14 protein-coding genes are annotated in these 19,844 nt (G+C 62.9%); 7 read left to right on the top strand and 7 right to left on the bottom strand.

Translation table 11 applies throughout. From position 1 onward, the window contains the following. Positions 1–45: 45 nt before the first annotated feature. Positions 46–1,644: a DHA2 family efflux MFS transporter permease subunit gene (locus O3301_RS06880; protein WP_077408028.1), complete on the bottom strand. Its 1,599-nt coding sequence runs from the start codon at positions 1,642–1,644 to the stop codon at positions 46–48. A gap of 6 nt (positions 1,645–1,650) precedes the next feature. Continuing rightward, on the bottom strand, positions 1,651–2,844 hold the full coding sequence (locus O3301_RS06875; RefSeq protein WP_251350661.1) for an HlyD family secretion protein: 1,194 nt from the start codon (positions 2,842–2,844) through the stop codon (positions 1,651–1,653). Positions 2,845–2,988: 144 nt separating this feature from the next. Here O3301_RS06875 and O3301_RS06870 point away from each other — a divergent pair, with 144 nt between their 5' ends. Then, positions 2,989–3,708, top strand: coding sequence for a TetR/AcrR family transcriptional regulator (locus O3301_RS06870; RefSeq protein ID WP_305055974.1), 720 nt, complete (start codon positions 2,989–2,991; stop codon positions 3,706–3,708). 23 nt (positions 3,709–3,731) lie between these two features. On the opposite strand, the gene O3301_RS06865 is transcribed toward O3301_RS06870, so the two are convergent. The 4 genes from O3301_RS06865 to aceE form a co-directional block, all read right to left on the bottom strand. Beyond that, positions 3,732–4,907: a hypothetical protein gene (locus tag O3301_RS06865; protein WP_305055973.1), complete on the bottom strand. Its 1,176-nt coding sequence runs from the start codon at positions 4,905–4,907 to the stop codon at positions 3,732–3,734. A gap of 602 nt (positions 4,908–5,509) precedes the next feature. After that, positions 5,510–7,294 (bottom strand): dihydrolipoyl dehydrogenase, encoded by a 1,785-nt coding sequence (lpdA, locus tag O3301_RS06860; RefSeq protein ID WP_305055972.1) that lies wholly within the window; start codon positions 7,292–7,294, stop codon positions 5,510–5,512. 10 nt (positions 7,295–7,304) lie between these two features. After that, positions 7,305–8,963 carry a dihydrolipoyllysine-residue acetyltransferase gene (aceF, locus tag O3301_RS06855; RefSeq protein WP_305055971.1) on the bottom strand — a complete coding sequence of 553 codons (1,659 nt, stop codon included), beginning with the start codon at positions 8,961–8,963 and terminating at the stop codon, positions 7,305–7,307. Between the two features lie 94 nt (positions 8,964–9,057). Beyond that, the gene (gene aceE / locus O3301_RS06850; protein WP_251350656.1) at positions 9,058–11,754 is read right to left on the bottom strand and encodes a pyruvate dehydrogenase (acetyl-transferring), homodimeric type; all 2,697 of its coding nucleotides are present in this window, start codon (positions 11,752–11,754) and stop codon (positions 9,058–9,060) included. 667 nt (positions 11,755–12,421) lie between these two features. Between aceE and folD the strand changes: the two genes are divergently transcribed. The 5 genes from folD (at position 12,422) to O3301_RS06825 (ending at position 17,747) form a co-directional block, all read left to right on the top strand. After that, positions 12,422–13,267, top strand: a complete 846-nt coding sequence (folD, locus tag O3301_RS06845) for a bifunctional methylenetetrahydrofolate dehydrogenase/methenyltetrahydrofolate cyclohydrolase FolD (protein ID WP_099666771.1) — start codon at positions 12,422–12,424, stop codon at positions 13,265–13,267. A gap of 79 nt (positions 13,268–13,346) precedes the next feature. Then, on the top strand, positions 13,347–15,431 hold the full coding sequence (locus O3301_RS06840; protein WP_369812176.1) for a M3 family metallopeptidase: 2,085 nt from the start codon (positions 13,347–13,349) through the stop codon (positions 15,429–15,431). 7 nt (positions 15,432–15,438) lie between these two features. Beyond that, a complete protein-coding gene (locus O3301_RS06835) occupies positions 15,439–15,864 on the top strand; it encodes a DNA polymerase III subunit chi (protein ID WP_305055970.1) in 426 nt (141 codons plus the stop codon). After that, the gene (locus O3301_RS06830; RefSeq protein WP_289911277.1) at positions 15,861–16,235 is read left to right on the top strand and encodes a hypothetical protein; all 375 of its coding nucleotides are present in this window, start codon (positions 15,861–15,863) and stop codon (positions 16,233–16,235) included. The genes O3301_RS06835 and O3301_RS06830 overlap by 4 nt, the downstream gene beginning before the upstream one ends. Positions 16,236–16,604: 369 nt before the next feature. After that, positions 16,605–17,747 carry a branched-chain amino acid ABC transporter substrate-binding protein gene (locus tag O3301_RS06825; RefSeq protein WP_070257968.1) on the top strand — a complete coding sequence of 381 codons (1,143 nt, stop codon included), beginning with the start codon at positions 16,605–16,607 and terminating at the stop codon, positions 17,745–17,747. Positions 17,748–17,838: 91 nt separating this feature from the next. Here the strand turns inward: O3301_RS06825 and O3301_RS06820 are convergent, their stop codons facing one another. Then, positions 17,839–18,741 carry a LysR family transcriptional regulator gene (locus tag O3301_RS06820; RefSeq protein WP_305055969.1) on the bottom strand — a complete coding sequence of 301 codons (903 nt, stop codon included), beginning with the start codon at positions 18,739–18,741 and terminating at the stop codon, positions 17,839–17,841. 91 nt (positions 18,742–18,832) lie between these two features. Between O3301_RS06820 and O3301_RS06815 the strand changes: the two genes are divergently transcribed. Next, positions 18,833–19,840 carry an NAD-dependent epimerase/dehydratase family protein gene (locus O3301_RS06815; RefSeq protein ID WP_305055968.1) on the top strand — a complete coding sequence of 336 codons (1,008 nt, stop codon included), beginning with the start codon at positions 18,833–18,835 and terminating at the stop codon, positions 19,838–19,840. Positions 19,841–19,844 lie beyond the last annotated feature (4 nt).

The raw sequence follows: 19,844 nt of genomic DNA, 5'->3' as shown, positions 1-19,844 counted from the left end.
GTACCTTCTTGTTCTTGAGGTGCTGCACGTGCGGCCTGTGCGCGGTCAATGACCGCCGCCACCGCCACCGGGGGCTTTGAGTTTGTCGGCCAGCCACAGGGGCACGATACAGGCCAGCAGGATGGCGCCGACGAGGAAGAAGCCGTCGTTGTAAGCCATCACATACGCTTCGCGGCGCACGATGCCGTCGATCGCCTGCAAGGCCTGGTTGCCGGCCGTGACGGCGTCATAGCCCTTGGCCATGAACGAGGACGTCAACTGGTCGATGCGCAGCTGCGTGGCGCTGGAATACGCGTTGATCGCTTCACCCAGGCGCTGCGAGTGAAAGTGCTCGCGGGTGCTCAGGGCGGTGGCCAGCAGGGCGATGCCAATCGAGCCGCCCAGGTTGCGCGTCATGTTGAACAGGCTCGAAGCGGACGCCATGTCCTTCGGCGCGATACCCTTCATGGCGAAGTTCGACAGGGTCAGCATGACGAAGGGCTGGCCCAGCGCGCGCACCACCTGCGACCACAACAACTGGTCGTAACCGGTGGAAGCGTCCATGTAGGCATTCATCATGCACGAACCGCCGAACAGCAGCAGGCCGAACGAGCACAGGATGCGGTTGTCCACCTTCGACGACAGCTTGGCGACAAACGGCATGATGAACAGCTGCGGCAAGCCCACCCACATGATGACTTCACCGATCTGCATCGGCGAATAGCCGGCGATCTGGCCCAGGAACAGGGGCAGCAAAAAGGCCGAGCCATACAGGCCCATGCCCGTCACGGCCGACAGCACGGTGGCGACGAGAAAATTGCGCTGGCCGTACAGGGCCAGGTTGACGAACGGTTCGGCGCGCGTGGCGCTGGTGACGACCCAGCCCAGGATGCCCGTCAGGGCCAGCGCGGCGAAGGCGATGATGAAGCCCGAGTCGAACCAGTCCTTCGAATTGCCCTCTTCCAGGAAGATGGTCAGGCAACCGAGGCCCAGGGCCATGAAGAAGATGCCCAGCCAGTCGGCTTTCCAGAACAGCTTCAGTTGCATCGGCTCCTTGTCCAGGCCATAGATCATGCCGGCAATCAGCAGCACGCCCGGTACCCAGTTGATGTAGAAGATCGAAGGCCAGCCATACAGCTCGGAGAGGTAGCCGCCCAGAGTCGGGCCCATGGCCGGCGCCAGGGTGGCCGTCAGGCCGAAGATGGCCATGCCGACGGCGCGCTTCGACGCCGGCAGCTTGAGCATCACCAGGGTGAACGCCATCGGTATCAGCGCGCCGCCCGTAAACCCTTGCAGCATGCGGAAGACGATCATGCTTTCCAGGTTCCAGGCCGCCCCGCACAGGGTGGAGAACAGCAGGAAGAAGGCGGTGGTGCCGATCATGTAGGTACGCAGTCCGAACACGCGCGCCAGCAGCGCGGTGAGGGGAATGACGATAATTTCGGCGACCAGGTAGGCCGTGGAAATCCACGAGCCCTCTTCCTGGGTGGCCGACAGCGAGCCAAGGATATCCTTGAGCGAGGAGTTCGTGATCTGGATGTCGAGCACCGCCATGAAGGCGCCCAGCATGCCGGCGGCGACCGCCAGCCAGGTGCGCCCGGAGACTTTCTCGTCGATCACGGGAAACGCTGGCGGCTTCGCCAGCGTGGTGGAGGAGCTGCTCATGGAAGCTTAGCGGGTGGCGGTCTGGGCGGCAGGAGCGGCGGCGTGGCGCGCATCCTTTTCCGACACGGGCTGGTTCACTTCCACTTCGGCGATCACCGACATGCCCGGCACCAGGCGGCCATTCATGGCCTTGATGTCTTCCGGCTGGAAGACGATTTTCACCGGCACGCGCTGGACGATCTTGGTGAAGTTGCCGGTGGCGTTATCGGCCGGCAGCAGGGCGAACTGCGCGCCCGAGGCAGGGGCGAAGCTGTCCACGGTACCCACCAGTTTCTTGCCCGGCATGGCGTCGATCGTCACGTGCACGCTCTGGCCGCGGTGCAGGTCGGCCAGCTGCGTTTCCTTGAAGTTGGCGGTGACCCAGACGTTGTCCTGCACGATGGCCGTCAATTGCTGGCCAGGCTGCACGCGCATGCCCGTTTCCACGTTGCGCTTGCCGATGCGGCCGGCGACGGGCGCCAGGATGCGGTTGTATTGCAGCTGCTGTTCCGCGTCCTTCAATTGCACGCGCAGCACGGCCACTTGCGCCTTGGCCACGTCGCGCGCGGCCTGGGCGGCGCCGATCTGCGCCTTGGCGGCCGAAGCGCTGTCGCGGCGGGCGGCCAGGTCGGCCACGGCGCTCGAGCGGGCCGCATTGGCCGCGTCGAGTTCCGCTTTCGAGACGGCTTTCATCTGGCTCGTGTACAGCTGGCCATAACGCTCCGCATCCTGTTTCGCGCGCAGCAGCTGCGCGTCCGCTTGCGCCACTTGCGCCTGGGCGCCGCTGGCTTGCGCCTGCACCTGGGCGATCTGCGCATCCGCCTGCAGCACTTGCTGTTCGGCGCTGGCGATCTGCGCGGCGATCTGCTCGGTTTTCACGCGCTGGTCGAACGGGTCGAGTTCGGCGATCACGTCGCCCTCTTTTACGATTTGATTGTCGTCAATGAAGACCTTGGTGACGACGCCGGAAATACGCGCCGAGACGGGATGCACGTGGCCGGCCACATAGGCGTTTTCCGTTTCCACGAAGTAGTGGCTGCGGTACCACATGCGCGCGCCGGCGCCCAGGGCGACCAGGACGATCAGGCCGGCGATGATTTTCACGCGGTTATTCGGTGCTGCGGAGCTGGCGGAAGCGGCAGGCGCGGAAGATGCGGCCGGGGCCGCGGGTGGGACGGCGCTCAGCACCTTGTGCTCTGCTTGGCCTGGCTGGTTGGACATACTCGCTCCGGAAATGAAATGATGTAGGTTCATTATTGGGCAAAGAAAAGCCAAAGTCAAGAAATGAAACGATTGCATTTCATTTTAATTTGCACTACAGTGTGAGCCATCACTTACCTTCCCACTTATAAAGAGACCCAGACCATGCCCGATCCCGGCCTCAGCGATACCTTGCCAACCGATAAAGAATCCGACGAGACCGCCCAGGAGCTTTCCTGCTGCGGCAAGCCAGCCGGCCGCCCGCGCGCGGCCGACATGGAAGCGCGCATGGAAAACCTGCTGCACACGGCCGGTTGCCTGTTTCTGGAAAAGGGGTATGGAAAGGTCAGCCTGGAAATGATCGCCCGCGAAGCCCACGTGGCCGTGCGCACGATTTATGTGAAGTTTGGCGGCAAGTCGGGCTTGTTCAATGCCGTGGTGGAACTGCGCCGCGCCGCCTACTTCTCGACCATGCCGGCGCTGGAAACGGATATGCGGCCCCTGCCCACCATTCTGGGCGAGTTCGGCCTGCTGTTCGTGCAGCTCGTCACCATGCCGGCGGCGATCCGCCTGAATCGCATGGTGGTGGCCGAGGCGGCCACGCACCCGGAACTGGCGGAAACGTTTTACAAGGTGGGGCCGGGACAGACGCGCGAGATGCTGGTCAAGTTTTTCAGCCGGCCCGACATCGCGCCCCTGTTCCGCGCCGAACTGACGCCGTCCATGCTGGCGCTGCACCTACTCAATTGCCTGCTGGGCGACCAGATGTCGCGCCTGCTGTTCCCGCCACAGGCGCAACCGGACGTGGCGCAATTGCGCGCCAAGGTGACGGTCAGTCTCGACCTGTTCCTGCGCGGCACCCTGCGCCAGCCGCTGGCGGGCTGACGCGGGACGGCTGGCCGGCCAGGTCAGCCAGGGCGGCTGCAGTCTTCCGTCACCGCCGCGTCGGCGTGTTCATCGTTCAAGCCCAGCGCGCGCAGGAAAGGCTGGGCCGCCGATGCGCCATCAAGACTGAGTGAAGACTCACTTCCATCGTAGCGCTCGGGGCCATAGCGCATCAGGTCGAACGACGTCTCAAAGCGCTGCGCCAGGAAATACGTGCGGAAGTAATCGAAGGAAAACGCCACCTGGCCATCGGCCCGCAGCAGCAAGCCATGCGCATACAGCGGCGCCAGCCAGTCCCCGGCCGCCATGCTCCAGCCCTTCACGCCACAATAGTCGCCGGCAAAGCGCTCCAGCTCTGCCGCGCTGAGGAAGACGGTCTTCGCTTCGAACATCACGAACGCCAGCTCCATCAGGAATTCGCGCGCATCGGCAGCCGCGCCGGCGTCCACGCGCCGCGGCGCGCCCGCCATGCCCAGCAAGCCATCCAGATAGGCGCGCTCGCCTGCCAGTTGCGGCAGCAAGGTGGCAAACACATACTCGGCATCCACCTGCCCCGTTTCCTGCCCATTCGGCGTGTACAGCACCGACAGGGCGAAGTTCTTGCTCACGTCATCGAACTCGCGCAGGGACACCGTCCACTGCGTACCTGCCTTGCCGTCATCGGCCGCGGCCGCATCCGCACCGAACTCGAGTACGGCAAACGCCGCCATCTGGCCATGCGTACCGTACAGGCTGCCGGGATTGCTTTTAAACAAGATGCCCAGCGACTTCATCAGCGAACTGGCATCGCCCGTATGCTGGTGGCCATGGAACACGGCGTGGATATTCTTGTAGTGCGCGCGCTGCTCGGCACTGGCGTGCTCATCGGCGGAGAAAAAGCTGAAGCCGGCATTGCCCAGCGCCGCAGCCGCGACACCCTGCGCGCGGCTGCCCGGCACCAGGTAGAACCGCGCGCCGGGCAAGCTGGCCGCCTGCAGCAAGGGGCGCAGGAAGTATTCGTAGACATACACGGGCGTCGTACCGGCACAGGCGTCGGGCGCCACCAGCTGGCCCGTGAAGAAAATTGCATCGATCCTCTTGCCCGCCGCCAGAATAGCGGCCACATCCTGGTATAAGGCATGCAGCATCACGGCTTGCTCTTGCTCATCGGCCCGGCGCAAACGGACATCGGCAATATGGAGGGCGGTAAATTTTTTCATTGTTGCAAAACTTTCTTGGGGCCTATCCCAGTAGGGAGCGTCTTCTGCTGGCAGTTCATCAGGAGCGCGGACAAGGCGTGAGGAGCACGCGGGGCGAGCCACGCGACGACGGTCACCGCAGTCCCCGCTTCCGAGGAGCGCCAGCAGGGGATGCATTCATCCACCGGGGCAGGCTCTCATCGGTACAGCGGAACTTGACCGAACCCCACGCTGGCAACATTCCTGGAAAAATCACACGCTTCCATTGCAACAAAAAGAAGAACATGGTGACAGACCTCCATTCTGCCACTTTTTCCATACGGCAATACTCACCAATTTTCACATGGGGCGTATCCGCCACGCCCCATCTGCGATTTACGCTGCCAGGATCAAGGGATATAAAAAAACCCGCAATCGCTTGCGGGTTTTTTATACTGAAAATTAACTCTTTATCAGCGCTTGCGCGGCAGCGGCAAGTCCGTGCATACGCCTTCGTACACTTCCGCGGTTTTTTCAACCTGCAGATCGATTCACGCAGGGTCGGGTGCGGGTGGTAGCCCGCTCCAATAAAAAACCCGCAATTGCTTGCGGGTTTTTTAGTGTGACATGGTATGGCTACGGCATCAGCGCTTGCGCGGCGGCGGCAAGTCCGTGCACACGCCTTCGTACACTTCGGCGGCCATGCCGATCGACTCGCCCAGGGTAGGATGCGGGTGGATGGTCTTGCCGATGTCGGTGCCGTCGCAGCCCATTTCGATGGCCAGCGCGATCTCGCCGATCATGTCGCCCGCATGTGTGCCGACGATGGTGCCGCCGATGATGCGGTGCGTTTCCGCGTCGAACAGCAGCTTGGTGAAGCCTTCGGCGCGGCCGTTGGCCACGGCGCGGCCCGAGGCGGCCCAAGGGAAGTGGCCCTTCTCGACCTTGATGCCCTTGGCTTTCGCTTCGTCTTCCGTGATGCCGGCCCATGCCACTTCCGGATCCGTGTAGGCGACCGATGGAATCACCTTGACGTCGAAGTGCGACTTCTGGCCGGAAGCCGCTTCCGCGGCCACATGGGCTTCATGCACGGCCTTGTGCGCCAGCATCGGCTGGCCCACCAGGTCGCCGATGGCGAAGATGTTCGGCACGTTGGTGCGCATCTGGCTGTCGACATTGATGAAACCGCGGTCCGTCACTTGCACGCCGGCCTTGTCGGCCGCCAGCTTCTTGCCGTTCGGGCTGCGGCCCACGGCGACGAGCACCAGGTCGTAGATCTGCGGCGCCGGCGCCGTGGCGCCCGCTTCAGCCGCTTCAAACGTGACCTTGATGCCTTCCGGCAACGCTTCCACTGCGACCGTCTTGGTTTTGGTCATGATGTTGTCGAAGCGCTTCTCGTTGAACTTTTGCCACACCTTGACGGCGTCCCGGTCCGCGCCCTGCATCAGGCCATCCATCATTTCGACCACGTCGATGCGCGCGCCGAAGGTGGAATAGACGGTCGCCATTTCCAGGCCGATGATGCCGCCGCCGATGACCAGCATGCGTTTCGGGATCTGGCGCAATTCCAGCGCACCCGTCGAATCGACGATGCGCGGGTCTTCCGGCACGAAGGGCAGCTTCACCACGGACGAACCGGCGGCGATGATGGCTTGCTTGAACTGCACGACTTTTTTCGAGCCGTCGGTAGCCGTCACCTCGATGTGGTTCGCGGAGAGGAACTGGCCCACGCCCGTGACGACTTGCGTCTTGCGCGCCTTGGCCATGCCGGCCAGACCGCCCGTCATGTTCGAGATTACGCCTTCCTTGTACTTGCGTACCTGATCGATATCAATGGTCGGCTTGGCAAACGTCACGCCCGTGTTGGACATGTGCGCCGTTTCATCGATGACGGAAGCGACGTGCAGCAGCGCCTTCGACGGGATGCAGCCCACGTTCAGGCACACGCCGCCCAGGGTGGCATAGCGCTCGACGATGACCGTCGACATGCCCAGGTCGGCCGCGCGGAACGCCGCCGAATAGCCGCCAGGACCGCCGCCCAGCACCATCATGTCGACATCGATGTCGACCTGGCCGCTGTAATTGCCGGCCGGGATGGCGGCAACGGCTGCCGGTGCTGCCGCCGGGGCAGCCGCCGGAGCAGCTGCTGCAGGCGCAGGAGCGGCTGCCGGTGCAGCTGCCGCCGCGCCTTCAGATGCTTCCAGCACCAGCAGCGCGCTGCCTTCGGCGATCTTGTCGCCGACCTTGACTTTCAATTCCTTGACGACGCCTGCGTGGGTCGATGGAATCTCCATGCTGGCCTTGTCCGATTCGACCGTGATCAGGGACTGGTCCACCTTGATGATGTCGCCCACCTTGACCATCAGTTCGATGACTTCGACTTCCTTGAAGTCGCCGATATTCGGTACTTTTACCTCTACTGTGCTCATCAATCGCTCCTTACAGCAGAATTTTGCGCATGTCGGCCAGGACTTCGCCGAGGTACACGGAGAATCGCGCGCCCATCGCGCCATCGACCACGCGGTGGTCGTAGGACAGCGAGGTGCCCATCATCAGGCGCGGCTGGAAGGCCTTGCCATCCCATACCGGCTTGATCGAGGCTTTCGACAGACCCAGAATAGCTACTTCCGGCGCATTGACGATAGGCGTGAAGTGCGTGCCACCGATGCCGCCCAGGGACGAAATCGTGAAGCTGGCGCCCTGCATGTCGGCCGGTTTCAGCTTGCCTTCGCGCGCCTGCAGCGACAGTTCCGTCATTTCGCGGGCGATCTGCGAGACCGACTTCTGGTCCGCGCCCTTAATCACGGGTACCACCAGGCCATTCGGCGTGTCAGCCGCGAAGCCGATGTTGTAGTACTGCTTGAGGATCAGGTTTTCGCCCTTGGCATCCAGGGAAGCGTTAAACGCGGGGAATTTCTTCAGCGCGGCGACGGAGGCCTTGATGACGAAGGCCAGCATGGTCAGCTTGGCCGCATCCTTGTTCTTCGCGTTGGCCGCGTTGGTGTCGACGCGGAACGCTTCCAGGTCCGTCACGTCCGCTTCGTCGAACTGCGTGACGTGCGGGATCATGACCCAGTTGCGGTGCAGGTTCGGACCCGAGATTTTCTTGATGCGCGACAGCGGCAGCAATTCGGTCGTGCCGAACTTGCTGAAGTCCAGCGACGGCCAAGGCAGCAGATCCAGGCCCACGCCCGAACCGCCTTTGGCAGCGACCGGTGCGTTCGGCGCGGCGACAGCGCCCGACATCACGCCCTTGACGAAATTCTGCACGTCTTCCTGGGTGATGCGGCCCTTCGGACCGGAACCGCCCACGCGGGCCAGGTCCACGCCCAGTTCGCGCGCAAACTTGCGGATCGAAGGCGACGCGTGCGCCAGCTTGCCATTCACGGCAGGGGCGGCGGCAACTGGTGCCGGGGCAGCAGCGGCGACCGGCGCCGAAGCGACGGCGGCGGCAGGTGCGGCGGCAGCTTGCGCCGGCGCTGCGGCCGGGGCGGCAGCGGCAGGAGCGGCGCCACCGGTCGTTTCCACGACCAGCACCAGCGAACCCTTGGCCACCTTGTCGCCGACCTTGACTTTCAATTCCTTGACGATACCGGCGTGGCTCGATGGAATTTCCATGCTGGCCTTGTCCGATTCGACCGTCAGCAGCGACTGGTCGACCTTGATGCTGTCGCCCACCTTGACCATCAGTTCGATGACTTCGACTTCCTTGAAGTCGCCGATATCGGGCACGGTCACCTCGACCAGGGCCGGCGCGCCGGAAGCGGCAGGCGCTGGCGCGGGAGCGGCGGCTGGTGCAGCTTCAGCAGCCGGTGCAGGGGCGGCAGCGGCAGGCGCTGGCGCTGGCGCCGAGGCGTCGTCCGCCACTTCCAGCAGCAGGACCAGCGAACCTTCGGCGATCTTGTCGCCCACGTTGACTTTCAATTCCTTGACGACACCGGCGTGGCTCGATGGAATTTCCATGCTGGCCTTGTCCGATTCGACCGTGATCAGGGATTGGTCGACCTTGACCGTATCGCCTGGCTTGACCATCAGTTCAATGATCTCGACTTCCTTGAAATCGCCGATATCCGGGACTTTGACTTCCACAATGCTCATAGCTTGCTCCGTTATTTTATTTGTCAGATGGACCCGCACACACGCCAGGGCGGCACTTTCGCACCGCCCTGGCATCATCGGGTCCGCACAACGATTACTGGGTCACCGGATTCGGTTTGTTGGCGTCGATGCCGTACTTGGCGATCGCCTGCTCCACCACCGACACGTCGATCTTGCCTTCGTCAGCCAGCGATTTGAGCGCAGCCACGGTGACATAATAACGGTTCACTTCGAAGAACTCGCGCAGCTTGGCGCGGCTGTCCGAGCGGCCAAAGCCATCGGTGCCCAGCACTTTATAAGTGCGGCCCTTCGGCATGAAGGCGCGGATCTGTTCTGCAAACGCGCGCATGTAGTCGGTCGTGGCGACGATCGGGCCATCCGTGTCCTGCATCAGCGACGTCACGTAAGGCACGCGCTGCTCTTTCGACGGGTTGACCATGTTCCAGCGTTCCGCATCCTGGCCATCGCGGGCCACCAGGGTCAGCGACGGCGCCGACCACACGTCCGCAGCCACGCCCCAGTCGTTGGCAAGCAATTCGGCGGCGAAGATCGATTCGCGCAGGATGGTGCCGCAGCCGATCAGCTGTACGCGCAGCTTGGCGTCCGCCGGGCCTTCCTGCAGCTTGTACATGCCTTTCAGGATGCCTTCTTCCTGGCCTGGCTTGATGCCTGGCTGGGCGTAGTTCTCGTTCATGATCGTGATGTAGTAGAACACATCTTCCTGGTTGGCGATCATGCGGCGCAGGCCGTCCTGGATGATGACGGCGACTTCATGGCTGAAGGTCGGGTCGTACGGCATGCAAGTCGGGATGGTCGCGGCAAAGATATGGCTGTGGCCATCTTCGTGCTGCAAGCCTTCGCCGTTCAGGGTCGTACGGCCGGCCGTGCCGCCCATCAGGAAGCCGCGGGCGCGCATGTCGGCCGAAGCCCATACCTGGTCGCCGATGCGCTGGAAGCCGAACATCGAGTAGAAGGTGTAGAACGGGATCATGATGCGGTCGTTGGTCGAATACGACGTCGCCGCGGCGATCCACGAGCTCATGCCGCCCGCTTCGTTGATGCCCTCTTGCAGGATCTGGCCAGCCTTGTCTTCGCGGTAGTACATGACCTGGTCTTTGTCGACCGGCTCGTACAACTGGCCTTTCGGGTTGTAGATGCCGATCTGGCGGAACAGGCCTTCCATGCCGAAGGTACGCGATTCATCGACCAGGATAGGCACGACGCGCTGGCCCAGGTTCGGGTCTTTCAGCAGGGTCGAGATGACGCGCACGAATGCTTGCGTGGTCGAGATTTCACGGCCTTCAGGCGTCGCTTCGAGCACGTTCTTGAACGCGTCCAGGCCAGGCACGGGCAGGGTTTCTTCCGACTTCTGGCGGCGCTGCGGCAGGTAGCCGCCCAGGGCCTTGCGGCGCTCGTGCAGGTAGACCATTTCCGGCGCATCGTCGGCAGGCTTGAAGAACGGGATGTCGGCCAGCTTGTCGTCCGGGATCGGCAGCGAGAAGCGGTCGCGCATTTCGCGGATGGCTTCGTCGTCCAGTTTTTTCGTCTGGTGCGCCGTGTTGCGCGCTTCGCCGGACTTGCCCATGCCGTAGCCCTTGATGGTTTTCACCAGCAGGACGGTCGGCTGGCCCTTGTGTTCCTGGGCGATCTTGAAGGCCGCGTAGATCTTGTGCGGATCGTGGCCGCCACGGGTCAGACGCCAGATGTCGTCGTCCGTCATGTTGGCAACCATTTCCAGCAGCTTCGGATGCTTGCCGAAGAAGTGCTTGCGCACGTAGGCGCCGTCTTTCGCTTTGTAGTTCTGGTATTCGCCGTCGACGGTTTCCATCATCACGCGCTGCAGGATGCCTTCCTTGTCCTGTGCCAGCAGGGCGTCCCAGCCCGGGCCCCAGATGACCTTGACGACGTTCCAGCCGGCGCCGCGGAATTCGCCTTCCAGTTCCTGGATGATCTTGGTGTTGCCGCGCACAGGGCCGTCCAGGCGCTGCAGGTTGCAGTTGACCACGATGACCAGGTTGTCGAGCATGTCGCGTGCGGCCAGGCCGATCGCGCCCAAGGACTCCGGCTCGTCCATCTCGCCATCGCCGCAGAAGGCCCAGATCTTGCGGTTGTCGGTTTTCGCGATGCCGCGTGCGTGCAGGTATTTCAGGAAGCGCGCCTGGTAGATCGCCATGTGCGGGCCCAGGCCCATCGACACGGTCGGGAACTGCCAGAAATCAGGCATCAGCTTCGGATGCGGGTACGAGGACAGGCCCTTGCCGTCGACTTCCTTGCGGAAGTTCAGCATTTGCTCTTCCGTCAAGCGGCCTTCGAGGAAGGCGCGCGCGTAGACGCCGGGCGAGGAGTGGCCCTGGATGTACAGCAGGTCGCCGCCGTGGTCGGCCGTCGGCGCGTGCCAGAAGTGGTTGAAACCGATGCCCAGCATGTTCGCCAGCGAAGCGAACGAGGACAAGTGGCCGCCCAGGTCGCCGTCGGCGCGGTTGGCCTTGACGACCATGGCCATGGCGTTCCAGCGCATCCACGAGCGCAGGCGCTCTTCGTATTCCAGGTTGCCGGGGCAGTGTGCTTCTTGCTTGGTGGGGATGGTATTGACGTAGGCGGTGGTGCTGGAGAACGGGATCTGCGCGCCGCGGCGGCGGGCCAGGTCAACCATGCGCTCCATCAGGTAATGCGCGCGTTCCGGACCTTCATTTTCCAGAACGGCTTCGAGCGCGTCCAGCCACTCCTTGGTTTCCTGCATATCCGGGTCGGTGCCGATCTGTGTCGTTACCTGGTTCAGTTGAGCTGACATCTGTTGAGTCTCCTTTGTGAACGCCCCACCCCGATTTTCCGGATCGCTGTCGGACGGTATTTCGCTGATTATTTACTATTAAGTCGGTTTAGTGTGGGGATTCTAACAGCGTATTTACTATTTTTCAAATTACGATATAGCATTTCGTATTGTGAAATTGCCCTATGAGATTTATGCTGCACTGCCGCAAATTCTGCCCGGAAATTAGGGTGATCAGAGTAGCAAATAGCGCCGAAACCGGAAAACTTGCATGCCCTGGCCGCCCCTGCTCTACGAGCACATCAGCAAACCGAGTTAAAACCCCAGTCGTCCGCGCAGGCATACCGGGCCAAGCGGGCCTGAAAAATGTCGAGGGCAAGGCGCGGCGACGCAGACAGTACGCCAGTACGGCAAGGAGCTGCAACGCCGCCATCGGCATTTTCTCAGGCTCGCGTCTGTGGCCCGCTTTTATGCCGGGGCAGGCGGGCCTGAAAAATGTCGAGGGCAAGGCGCGGCGACGCAGACAGGCCAGTACGGCAAGGAGCTGCAACGCCGCCATCGGCATTTTCTCAGGCCCGCGTCTCCGGCCCGCTTTTTAACGTCACGGCATTGGCGCCAAAACCGCCCCTTTGCGCCGCCCGGCTTTATAATCTGACTTTTCCCTCCCACTGCTCTCAGCCTCCCTACCATGCCAGCACAACTGATCGACGGAATCGCCCTCTCCCAAAAACTGCGCAGCGAGATCGCCACGCGCGCCGCTGCCCTCACGGCCAAGGGCACCCAGCCCGGTCTGGCCGTGATTCTCGTCGGCGAAGACCCGGCCAGCCAGGTGTATGTCCGCAACAAGGTCAAGGCGTGCGGCGACGTGGGTTTCCACTCGGTGCTGGAAAAATATGAAGCGGACCTGTCCGAAGCGGACTTGCTGGCACGCATCGCCAGCCTGAATGCCGACCCGGCCATCCACGGCATCCTCGTGCAAATGCCCTTGCCCAAGCACATCAATCCGCACAAGGTCATCGAAGCGATCGCCACGACGAAAGACGTGGACGGCTATTCCGTCCTGAGCGCCGGCGAACTGATGACGGGCTTGCCCGGCTTCCGCCCGTGCACGCCGTACGGCTGCATGAAACTGATCGAAAGCACGGGCGTGGACTTGCGCGGCAAGCACGCCGTCGTCATCGGCCGCAGCAACACCGTCGGCAAGCCGATGGCCCTGCTGCTCTTGCAAGCGAACGCTACCGTCACCATCTGCCATAGCGCGACCCCGGACCTGGGCCTGTACACGCGCCAGGCGGACGTGGTCGTGGCCGCCGTCGGCCGCCGCAACACCCTGACGGCCGACATGGTCAAGCCGGGCGCCATCGTCATCGACGTGGGCATGAACCGCGACGACGACGGCAAGCTGTGCGGCGACGTGGATTTTGCCGGCATCAAGGAAGTGGCGTCGCACATCACCCCGGTACCGGGCGGCGTGGGTCCGATGACGATCACCATGTTGCTGATGAACACGGTCGAAGCCGCCGAGCGCATTTAAGAGGAGCACCTGAGACAATGCTCATGGTGGCGTTGCCTGGCCTTGAACATTTTTCAGGCGCTCCATATATGAAGACAGAATGGACGAACCGACGATGAATACCAACCCCCTGCTTGATTTTTCCGGCCTGCCACGCTTCGACGCGATCACACACGAGCATGTCACGCCTGCCATCGACACCCTGCTGGCCCAGGCGCGCGCCACGGTGGTGCAGCTGGAAGCGCCCATGGAAGAAGTGAGCTGGGAGAACTTCGTCACGCCACAGGACCAGATCGACGAAACCCTGGGCCGCGCCTGGAGCATCGTCAACCATCTCAACAGCGTGGTCGATACGCCGGAACTGCGCGCCGCCTACAATGCGAACCTGCCCAAGGTGACGGAATTCTGGACCGAACTGGAGCAGAACGACATCCTCTTCGGCAAATACAAGCAACTGCAAGCGAGCCCCGCTTTCGCCAGTATGTCGCCGGCGCGCCGGCGCATCGTCGACAATGCCGTGCGCGACTTCCGCCTGGGCGGCGCCGAGTTGCCCGAGGACAAGAAAGAGCGCTTCGGCGCCATCCAGGAAGAACACGCGGCCGTGTCGACGCGCTTTTCCGAAAACGTGCTCGACGCCACCAATGACTACAAGTTGCTGGTCGAGAACGAAGCTGACCTGGCCGGCTTGCCCGACGACGTGAAGGCTGCCGCGCGCGCCGCCGCCGACAAGGCGGGCAAGCAAGGCTATGAATTCTCGCTGCACTTCCCCTCGTATTACCCGATCCTGCAATTTGCCGACAACCGCGCGCTGCGCGAAACCATCTACCGCGCCAACGCCACCAAGGCATCGGACCAAGGCGACGTCTTCAGCAAGAAGGACGAGTGGGACAACACGCAGAACATCGTGACCCTGTTGCGACTGCGCAACGAAGAGGCACAACTGCTCGGCTACGCCAATTTCGCCGAAGTGTCGCTGGTCTCCAAAATGGCCACTTCGCCCGCGCAAGTCATCGCTTTCCTGGAAGACCTGGCCCAACGCGCGCGCCCGTTCGCCGAGAAAGACTTGTTAGAACTGAAACAATTCGCAAAGGAAGAACTGGGGATTGCCGAACTGCAAGCATGGGACGTGCCGTACGCTTCCGAAAAGCTGCAGGAACGCCGCTACGCGTTCTCGGCCCAGGAAGTCAAACAGTATTTCCCTGAACACAAGGTGATCGACGGCCTGTTCCGCCAGATCCAGAACCTGTTCGCCGTCGAGATCAAGCTGGATACGGCGCCCGTCTGGCACAAGGATGTGCGTTTTTACCGCATCGAGCGCGACGGCAAGCTGATCGGCCAGTTTTACCTGGACCTGTATGCGCGCGCGGGCAAGAGCGGCGGCGCCTGGATGGACGACGCGCGCGGCCGCCGCGCCGACGCGCAACACGTGCAAACGCCAATCGCTTATCTCACCTGCAACTTTACGGAACCAGCCGTGGTCGACGGCAAGGTACAGCCAGCCCTGTTCACGCACGATGAAGTCATCACCCTGTTCCACGAATTCGGCCACGGCCTGCACCACATGTTGACGGTGGTCGACGAGCTGGGCGTGTCGGGTATCGCCGGCGTCGAATGGGATGCCGTGGAACTGCCATCGCAATTCATGGAAAATTTCTGCTGGGAATGGGAAGTGCTCGAGCACATGACGGCGCATGCCGTCACGGGCGAACCGCTGCCGCGCGCGCTGTACGACAAGATGCTGGCGGCCAAGAATTTCCAGTCCGGCCTGCAAACCCTGCGCCAGGTGGAGTTCTCCTTGCTCGACATGCATTTGCACTATGACTACGATGCCAGCACGGGCCAGAGCGTGCAGCAGCTGATCGACGGCGTGCGCGCCAAGTTTTCGCTGCTCATCCCGCCGCCGTTCAACCGCTTCCAGAATTCCTTTGGGCACATCTTCGCCGGCGGCTACGCGGCTGGCTACTACAGCTACAAGTGGGCCGAGGTGCTGTCCGCCGACGCGTATGCGGCGTTCGAGGAAGCCAAGGTGCTGGGGCCTGCCGCCACCACGGCGGCGGGCAAGCGTTACCTGCAGGAAATTCTGTCCGTCGGCGGCTCGCGCCCCGCGCTGGAATCGTTCACGGCCTTCCGCGGCCGCGAACCATCGATCGACGCCCTGCTGCGCCACAGCGGCATGGCCGCCTGAGTCCGCCATGAGCCGCGTCGATTTTCACAGCAACGTGCCGGACAAGCTGGCCTACGCCTGCCGCCTGGCGCGCAAGGCCTATATGGCCGGCAACAAGGTCGTCGTCCTGGCGCAAGATGGCGCCCAGCTCGACGCTTTGAACAGCGCCATGTGGACCATTTCCGCCACGGATTTCCTGCCCCACGTGCTGGCCGGCGATCCGCTGGCGGCGCAGACGCCCATCATCCTGACCGATGACGCAACGACGGACTTGCCGCACCACGACATCCTCGTCAACCTGTCGCAGTTGCCGCCCGCTAATTACGCGCAATTCCAGCGCGTCTTCGAGATCGTCTCCATGGATGAGCAAGATGCGCAAGCGGGCCGCCAGCGCTTCCTGCACTACCGCCAGCAAAACGTGCAACCGACCCACTTCGTGGCAGGCAAGTCATGAGTGATCAACCATTCGACCAGGGCATCCCCCTGCTGACGGAAGTACTGCTGGGGCCGGAAGTACCGGAACCTGTCGCTCCAGCTGCGGCTGCGCCTGCCGTCGAGGAAGCGCCGGTGTTGCCCCCGAGCATAGTGCAACCCGACTGGGACGCCATCGAACAGCGCCTGACGCAGCGCATCCTGCACCAGGTGCAAGGCAAGATCGACCACCTGCTGGAAGAGCGCATTGCCCACGTCCTGCAGACGGCCCTGCAAAACGCCCTGATCGGCATGCGCGGCGCCCTGCGCGAAGACTTGCAGCAGTCTCTGGAACAGATCGTCGCGCATGCCGTCAGCCATGAATTAGGTCACCTGCACCCTCCCGCACACTAAGACACCTGCAAAAACCTACTGCGCGTCGGTATAGGCGGCCTGCGATGCTCACCGTACCCTGGTACGGTTGCGCTTCTCAGCCACCTCTCCCTTCCGCTCGCTACGGTTTTATCAGGTGCTGTCAGTTTACTAGGCATATTTGGCCTGATTTCTCTACACCTGTATCCCTCCCAACGCCATTCTTTGGTGCGCTCGCGCCTGCGAAATCGGTGCATCGCGCCTCACTTTGGTGATTGTTGCGACAAAATGCAAAAAGCCCAAAAAGCGGCTTTGCGCCGCCTGTTTTTTGTTGTACCTTCTTCAAATGCACCGCCCCTCGAAGCGGTTTTCACGAGACGCCGCCGTATCTTTATCCATTGGAGAATGTTTATGCTGCTCAAGACCAAAGTCCTTCCTCTCGCCGTCGCCCTCGCCTTTGCCGGCCATGCGGGCGCGCAGGAAATCATCAAGATCGGCCACGTCGCCCCGGTCTCTGGCGCCAGCTCCCACCTGGGCAAGGATAACGAGAACGCGGCCAAGATGGCCATCGAGGATTTGAACGCCAAAGGCTTCAAGATCGACGGCAAAGCCGTGAAATTCGTGCTGGTGCCCGAAGATGACGCGGCCGATCCCAAACAGGGCACGGCCGTGGCGCAAAAGCTGGTCGACGCCAAGGTCAACGGCGTCGTCGGCCACCTGAATTCGGGCACGACGATTCCCGCCTCGCGCATTTACTTCAATGCCGGCATTCCGCAGATTTCGCCTGCCGCCACCAACCCGACGTATACCCAGCAAAAATTCAACACGGCCTTCCGCGTGGTGGCCAATGACAACAAGCTGGGCGGCACCCTGGGCGCGTATGCCGTGGGCAAGCTGCAGGCGAAGAAAATCGCCGTCATCGATGACCGCACGGCCTACGGCCAGGGCGTGGCGGAACAATTCGTCAAGGGCGCCAAGAAGGCGGCGCCCGGCGTGCAAATTGTCGGCAAGGAATTTACCAATGCCAACGCGACCGATTTCAATGCCATTTTGACCAGCATCAAGTCGAAAAATCCCGACCTGATCTTCTTTGGCGGCATGGATTCCGTGGGCGGCCCCATGCTGCGCCAGATGAAGGCGCTGGGCATCAAGGCCAAATTCATGGGCGGCGACGGCCTGTGCACGGAACCGCTGGGCAAGCTGGCGGGCGACGCCGTGGGCGAAGACATGGTCACCTGCGCGGAAGCGGGCGGCGTGACGGGCGCGCAGCAAAAAGGCATGGACGATTTCCGCGCCCGCTACAAGCAAAAGTACAACATGGAAGTGCAGCTGTACGCGCCCTACGTCTACGATGCCGTGATGACCATGGCCACCGCCATGGCCGATGCCAAATCGTCGAAACCGTCCGTCTACCTGCCATTCCTGGCCAAGGTGCACTACCAGGGCGTGACGGGCCCGATCTCGTTCGATGCCAACGGCGACATCAAGGATGGCGCACTGACCTTGTTTACATATCGAGATGGCAAGAAGACCAAGATGGAAGTGGTCAAATAATAGAACCTACTGCGCGGCGCGATTTGCGGCCTGCGATGCTCACTGTGCATTCGCACAGCTCCGCTTCTCAGCCACAACTCACATCCGCTCGCTACGGTTCTTGCTGTCCGGCCACATAAGCCAGTAATCCTTCGGCCAGCGCGTCGAAGGTGGCGCGGCAGCGCAGGCTGCCGCGCAAGTCTTCATGCATGGTGACCCACGTTTCCATCGGCAGCGCAAACGCCTGCGGCAACACGCGCCGCAGGGCCGGATCGCGCGCTGCCAGCCCCGCCTGGCACACGCCGATACCCGCGCCCGCGCGGATCAGGGCCAGTTGCGCCAGATCGCTGTCGCTGCGCCAGGCAAAGTTTTCCCGCGAAAATCCCTGGAAGGCGGCGCCCGCGTTGCGCACGAAGGGGCTCGCTTCGTCGTAGCCGATGACGGCATGGCGCGCCAGGTCGGCCAGTGCCAGCGGCATGCCGTGCCGCGCCAGGTAATCCACGTGCGCGTGCAGGCCCAGTTCAATGTCCCCCACCTTGCGCGCCACCAGCTGTTCCTGGCGGGGCCGCAGCATGCGCACGGCGATGTCCGCTTCCCGGCGCAGCAAATCCTGCACTTTATTGCTCAATACCAATTCAATGGTCAAGTCCGGATGGCGCGCGCGCAACCGGGCCAGGATAGTCGGCAGCACTTCCACGCCCACCACTTCGCTGGCCGCGATGCGCACGACGCCGGCCACGCCCTGCCCTTGGCTGCTGGCGGCACGCTCCATCAGGGCGGCAGTGTGCTCCATGGTTTCCGCATGGGGCCGCAACGCCAGCGCCACTTCCGTGGGGAGCAAGCCCAGCTGGGAGCGCGTAAACAGGGTCGCTCCCAGCGCCTGTTCCAGCGCGGCGATATGCCGGCCGACGGTGGGTTGCGTGATGCCCAGCGCGCGGGCCGCGCCGGACAGGGAACCGTGCTTCAGCACGGCCAGCAGCGAACGATAGTATTCCCAGGCAATCGAATTGATCATACATAAATGTATAGCCTGTGGTCGATGCTCGTCAATTCCCAATTAACCTTGCGCGGCAGATACTGGCTCCATCAACCACACGGAGGTCAGGATGGAAAACACGAAAAACACGGCATTGGTACTGGGCGCCACGGGCGGCATCGGCGGCGAGATGGTGCGCCAGCTCCTGGCGGCGGGCTGGCAGGTGCGCGCCCTGACGCGGGGAGAAACGCCGTCGCCACGTGGCGATCACGTCGAATGGCTGCGCGGCGATGCGCTGTCGCGCGCGGACGTGCTGGCGGCCGCGAAAGGCTGCGCCGTCATCGTGCACGCCGTCAACCCGCCCGGCTACCGCCACTGGGGCCGGCTGGTGCTGCCCATGCTCGACAACACCATCGCCGCGGCGATTGCCGAAAACGCCACCATCGTGCTGCCTGGCACCGTGTACAACTTCGGCCCCGACGCCTTTCCTGTCTTGACAGAGGACGCGCCGCAGCGCCCGCTGACGCGCAAGGGCGCCATCCGCGTGGAACTGGAAGCGCGCCTGGAACGGGCCGCCACGCAGGGCGCCAGGGTCCTGATCGTGCGCGCGGGCGACTTCTTCGGCCCCCGCGCCGGCAACAACTGGTTTTCGCAGGGGCTGGTGAAACCGGGCCAGAGTGTGCGCAGCATCCTGTATCCGGGCGCGCCCGGCGTGGGCCACCAGTGGTCCTACCTGCCCGACGTGGCGCGCACGATGGTGCGATTGCTGGCCATGCGCGCTACCTTGCCCGCCTTTGCGCGCTTTCACATGGCGGGCCACTGGGACCACGACGGCCGGCAAATGACGGGCGCGATTGCCCGCGCGGTGGAGCAGGCGACGGGCGCCAAGCCCGCCATCCGGCGCTTTCCATGGTGGCTGGTGGCGCTGGCGTCGCCGTTCGTGGCCACCCTGCGCGAAATGCGCGAAATGCGCTATCTGTGGCAAACGCCCCTGTCCATGGACAATGCACGGCTGCTGGCCGTGCTGGGGCAGGAAGCGCATACGCCGCTCGACGAGGCCGTGCGGGCGACACTGGAAGGCATGGGCAATCTGAAGGCGACAGACAAAAAAAATGCGCCGGGATTGCCGGCGCGCTGACTGC

It is taken from the genome of Janthinobacterium sp. SUN211, assembly GCF_030587315.1.
Classification (GTDB): domain Bacteria; phylum Pseudomonadota; class Gammaproteobacteria; order Burkholderiales; family Burkholderiaceae_D; genus Janthinobacterium; species Janthinobacterium kumbetense.
The sequence above is the reverse complement of the archived record's forward strand: the minus strand, read 5'-3'. Positions and strand labels throughout refer to the sequence as shown.

What these genes read in the sequence shown, in the direction of transcription:
- O3301_RS06840 (WP_369812176.1), top strand. Translation starts at nt 13,347, where the DNA reads ATGGACGAACCGACGATGAATACCAACCCCCTGCTTGATTTTTCCGGC.
- lpdA (WP_305055972.1), bottom strand. Translation starts at nt 7,294, where the DNA reads ATGAGCACAGTAGAGGTAAAAGTACCGAATATCGGCGACTTCAAGGAA.
- O3301_RS06820 (WP_305055969.1), bottom strand. Translation starts at nt 18,741, where the DNA reads ATGATCAATTCGATTGCCTGGGAATACTATCGTTCGCTGCTGGCCGTG.
- aceF (WP_305055971.1), bottom strand. Translation starts at nt 8,963, where the DNA reads ATGAGCATTGTGGAAGTCAAAGTCCCGGATATCGGCGATTTCAAGGAA.
- O3301_RS06815 (WP_305055968.1), top strand. Translation starts at nt 18,833, where the DNA reads ATGGAAAACACGAAAAACACGGCATTGGTACTGGGCGCCACGGGCGGC.
- aceE (WP_251350656.1), bottom strand. Translation starts at nt 11,754, where the DNA reads ATGTCAGCTCAACTGAACCAGGTAACGACACAGATCGGCACCGACCCG.
- O3301_RS06835 (WP_305055970.1), top strand. Translation starts at nt 15,439, where the DNA reads ATGAGCCGCGTCGATTTTCACAGCAACGTGCCGGACAAGCTGGCCTAC.
- O3301_RS06865 (WP_305055973.1), bottom strand. Translation starts at nt 4,907, where the DNA reads ATGAAAAAATTTACCGCCCTCCATATTGCCGATGTCCGTTTGCGCCGG.
- O3301_RS06870 (WP_305055974.1), top strand. Translation starts at nt 2,989, where the DNA reads ATGCCCGATCCCGGCCTCAGCGATACCTTGCCAACCGATAAAGAATCC.
- O3301_RS06875 (WP_251350661.1), bottom strand. Translation starts at nt 2,844, where the DNA reads ATGTCCAACCAGCCAGGCCAAGCAGAGCACAAGGTGCTGAGCGCCGTC.
- folD (WP_099666771.1), top strand. Translation starts at nt 12,422, where the DNA reads ATGCCAGCACAACTGATCGACGGAATCGCCCTCTCCCAAAAACTGCGC.
- O3301_RS06830 (WP_289911277.1), top strand. Translation starts at nt 15,861, where the DNA reads ATGAGTGATCAACCATTCGACCAGGGCATCCCCCTGCTGACGGAAGTA.
- O3301_RS06880 (WP_077408028.1), bottom strand. Translation starts at nt 1,644, where the DNA reads ATGAGCAGCTCCTCCACCACGCTGGCGAAGCCGCCAGCGTTTCCCGTG.
- O3301_RS06825 (WP_070257968.1), top strand. Translation starts at nt 16,605, where the DNA reads ATGCTGCTCAAGACCAAAGTCCTTCCTCTCGCCGTCGCCCTCGCCTTT.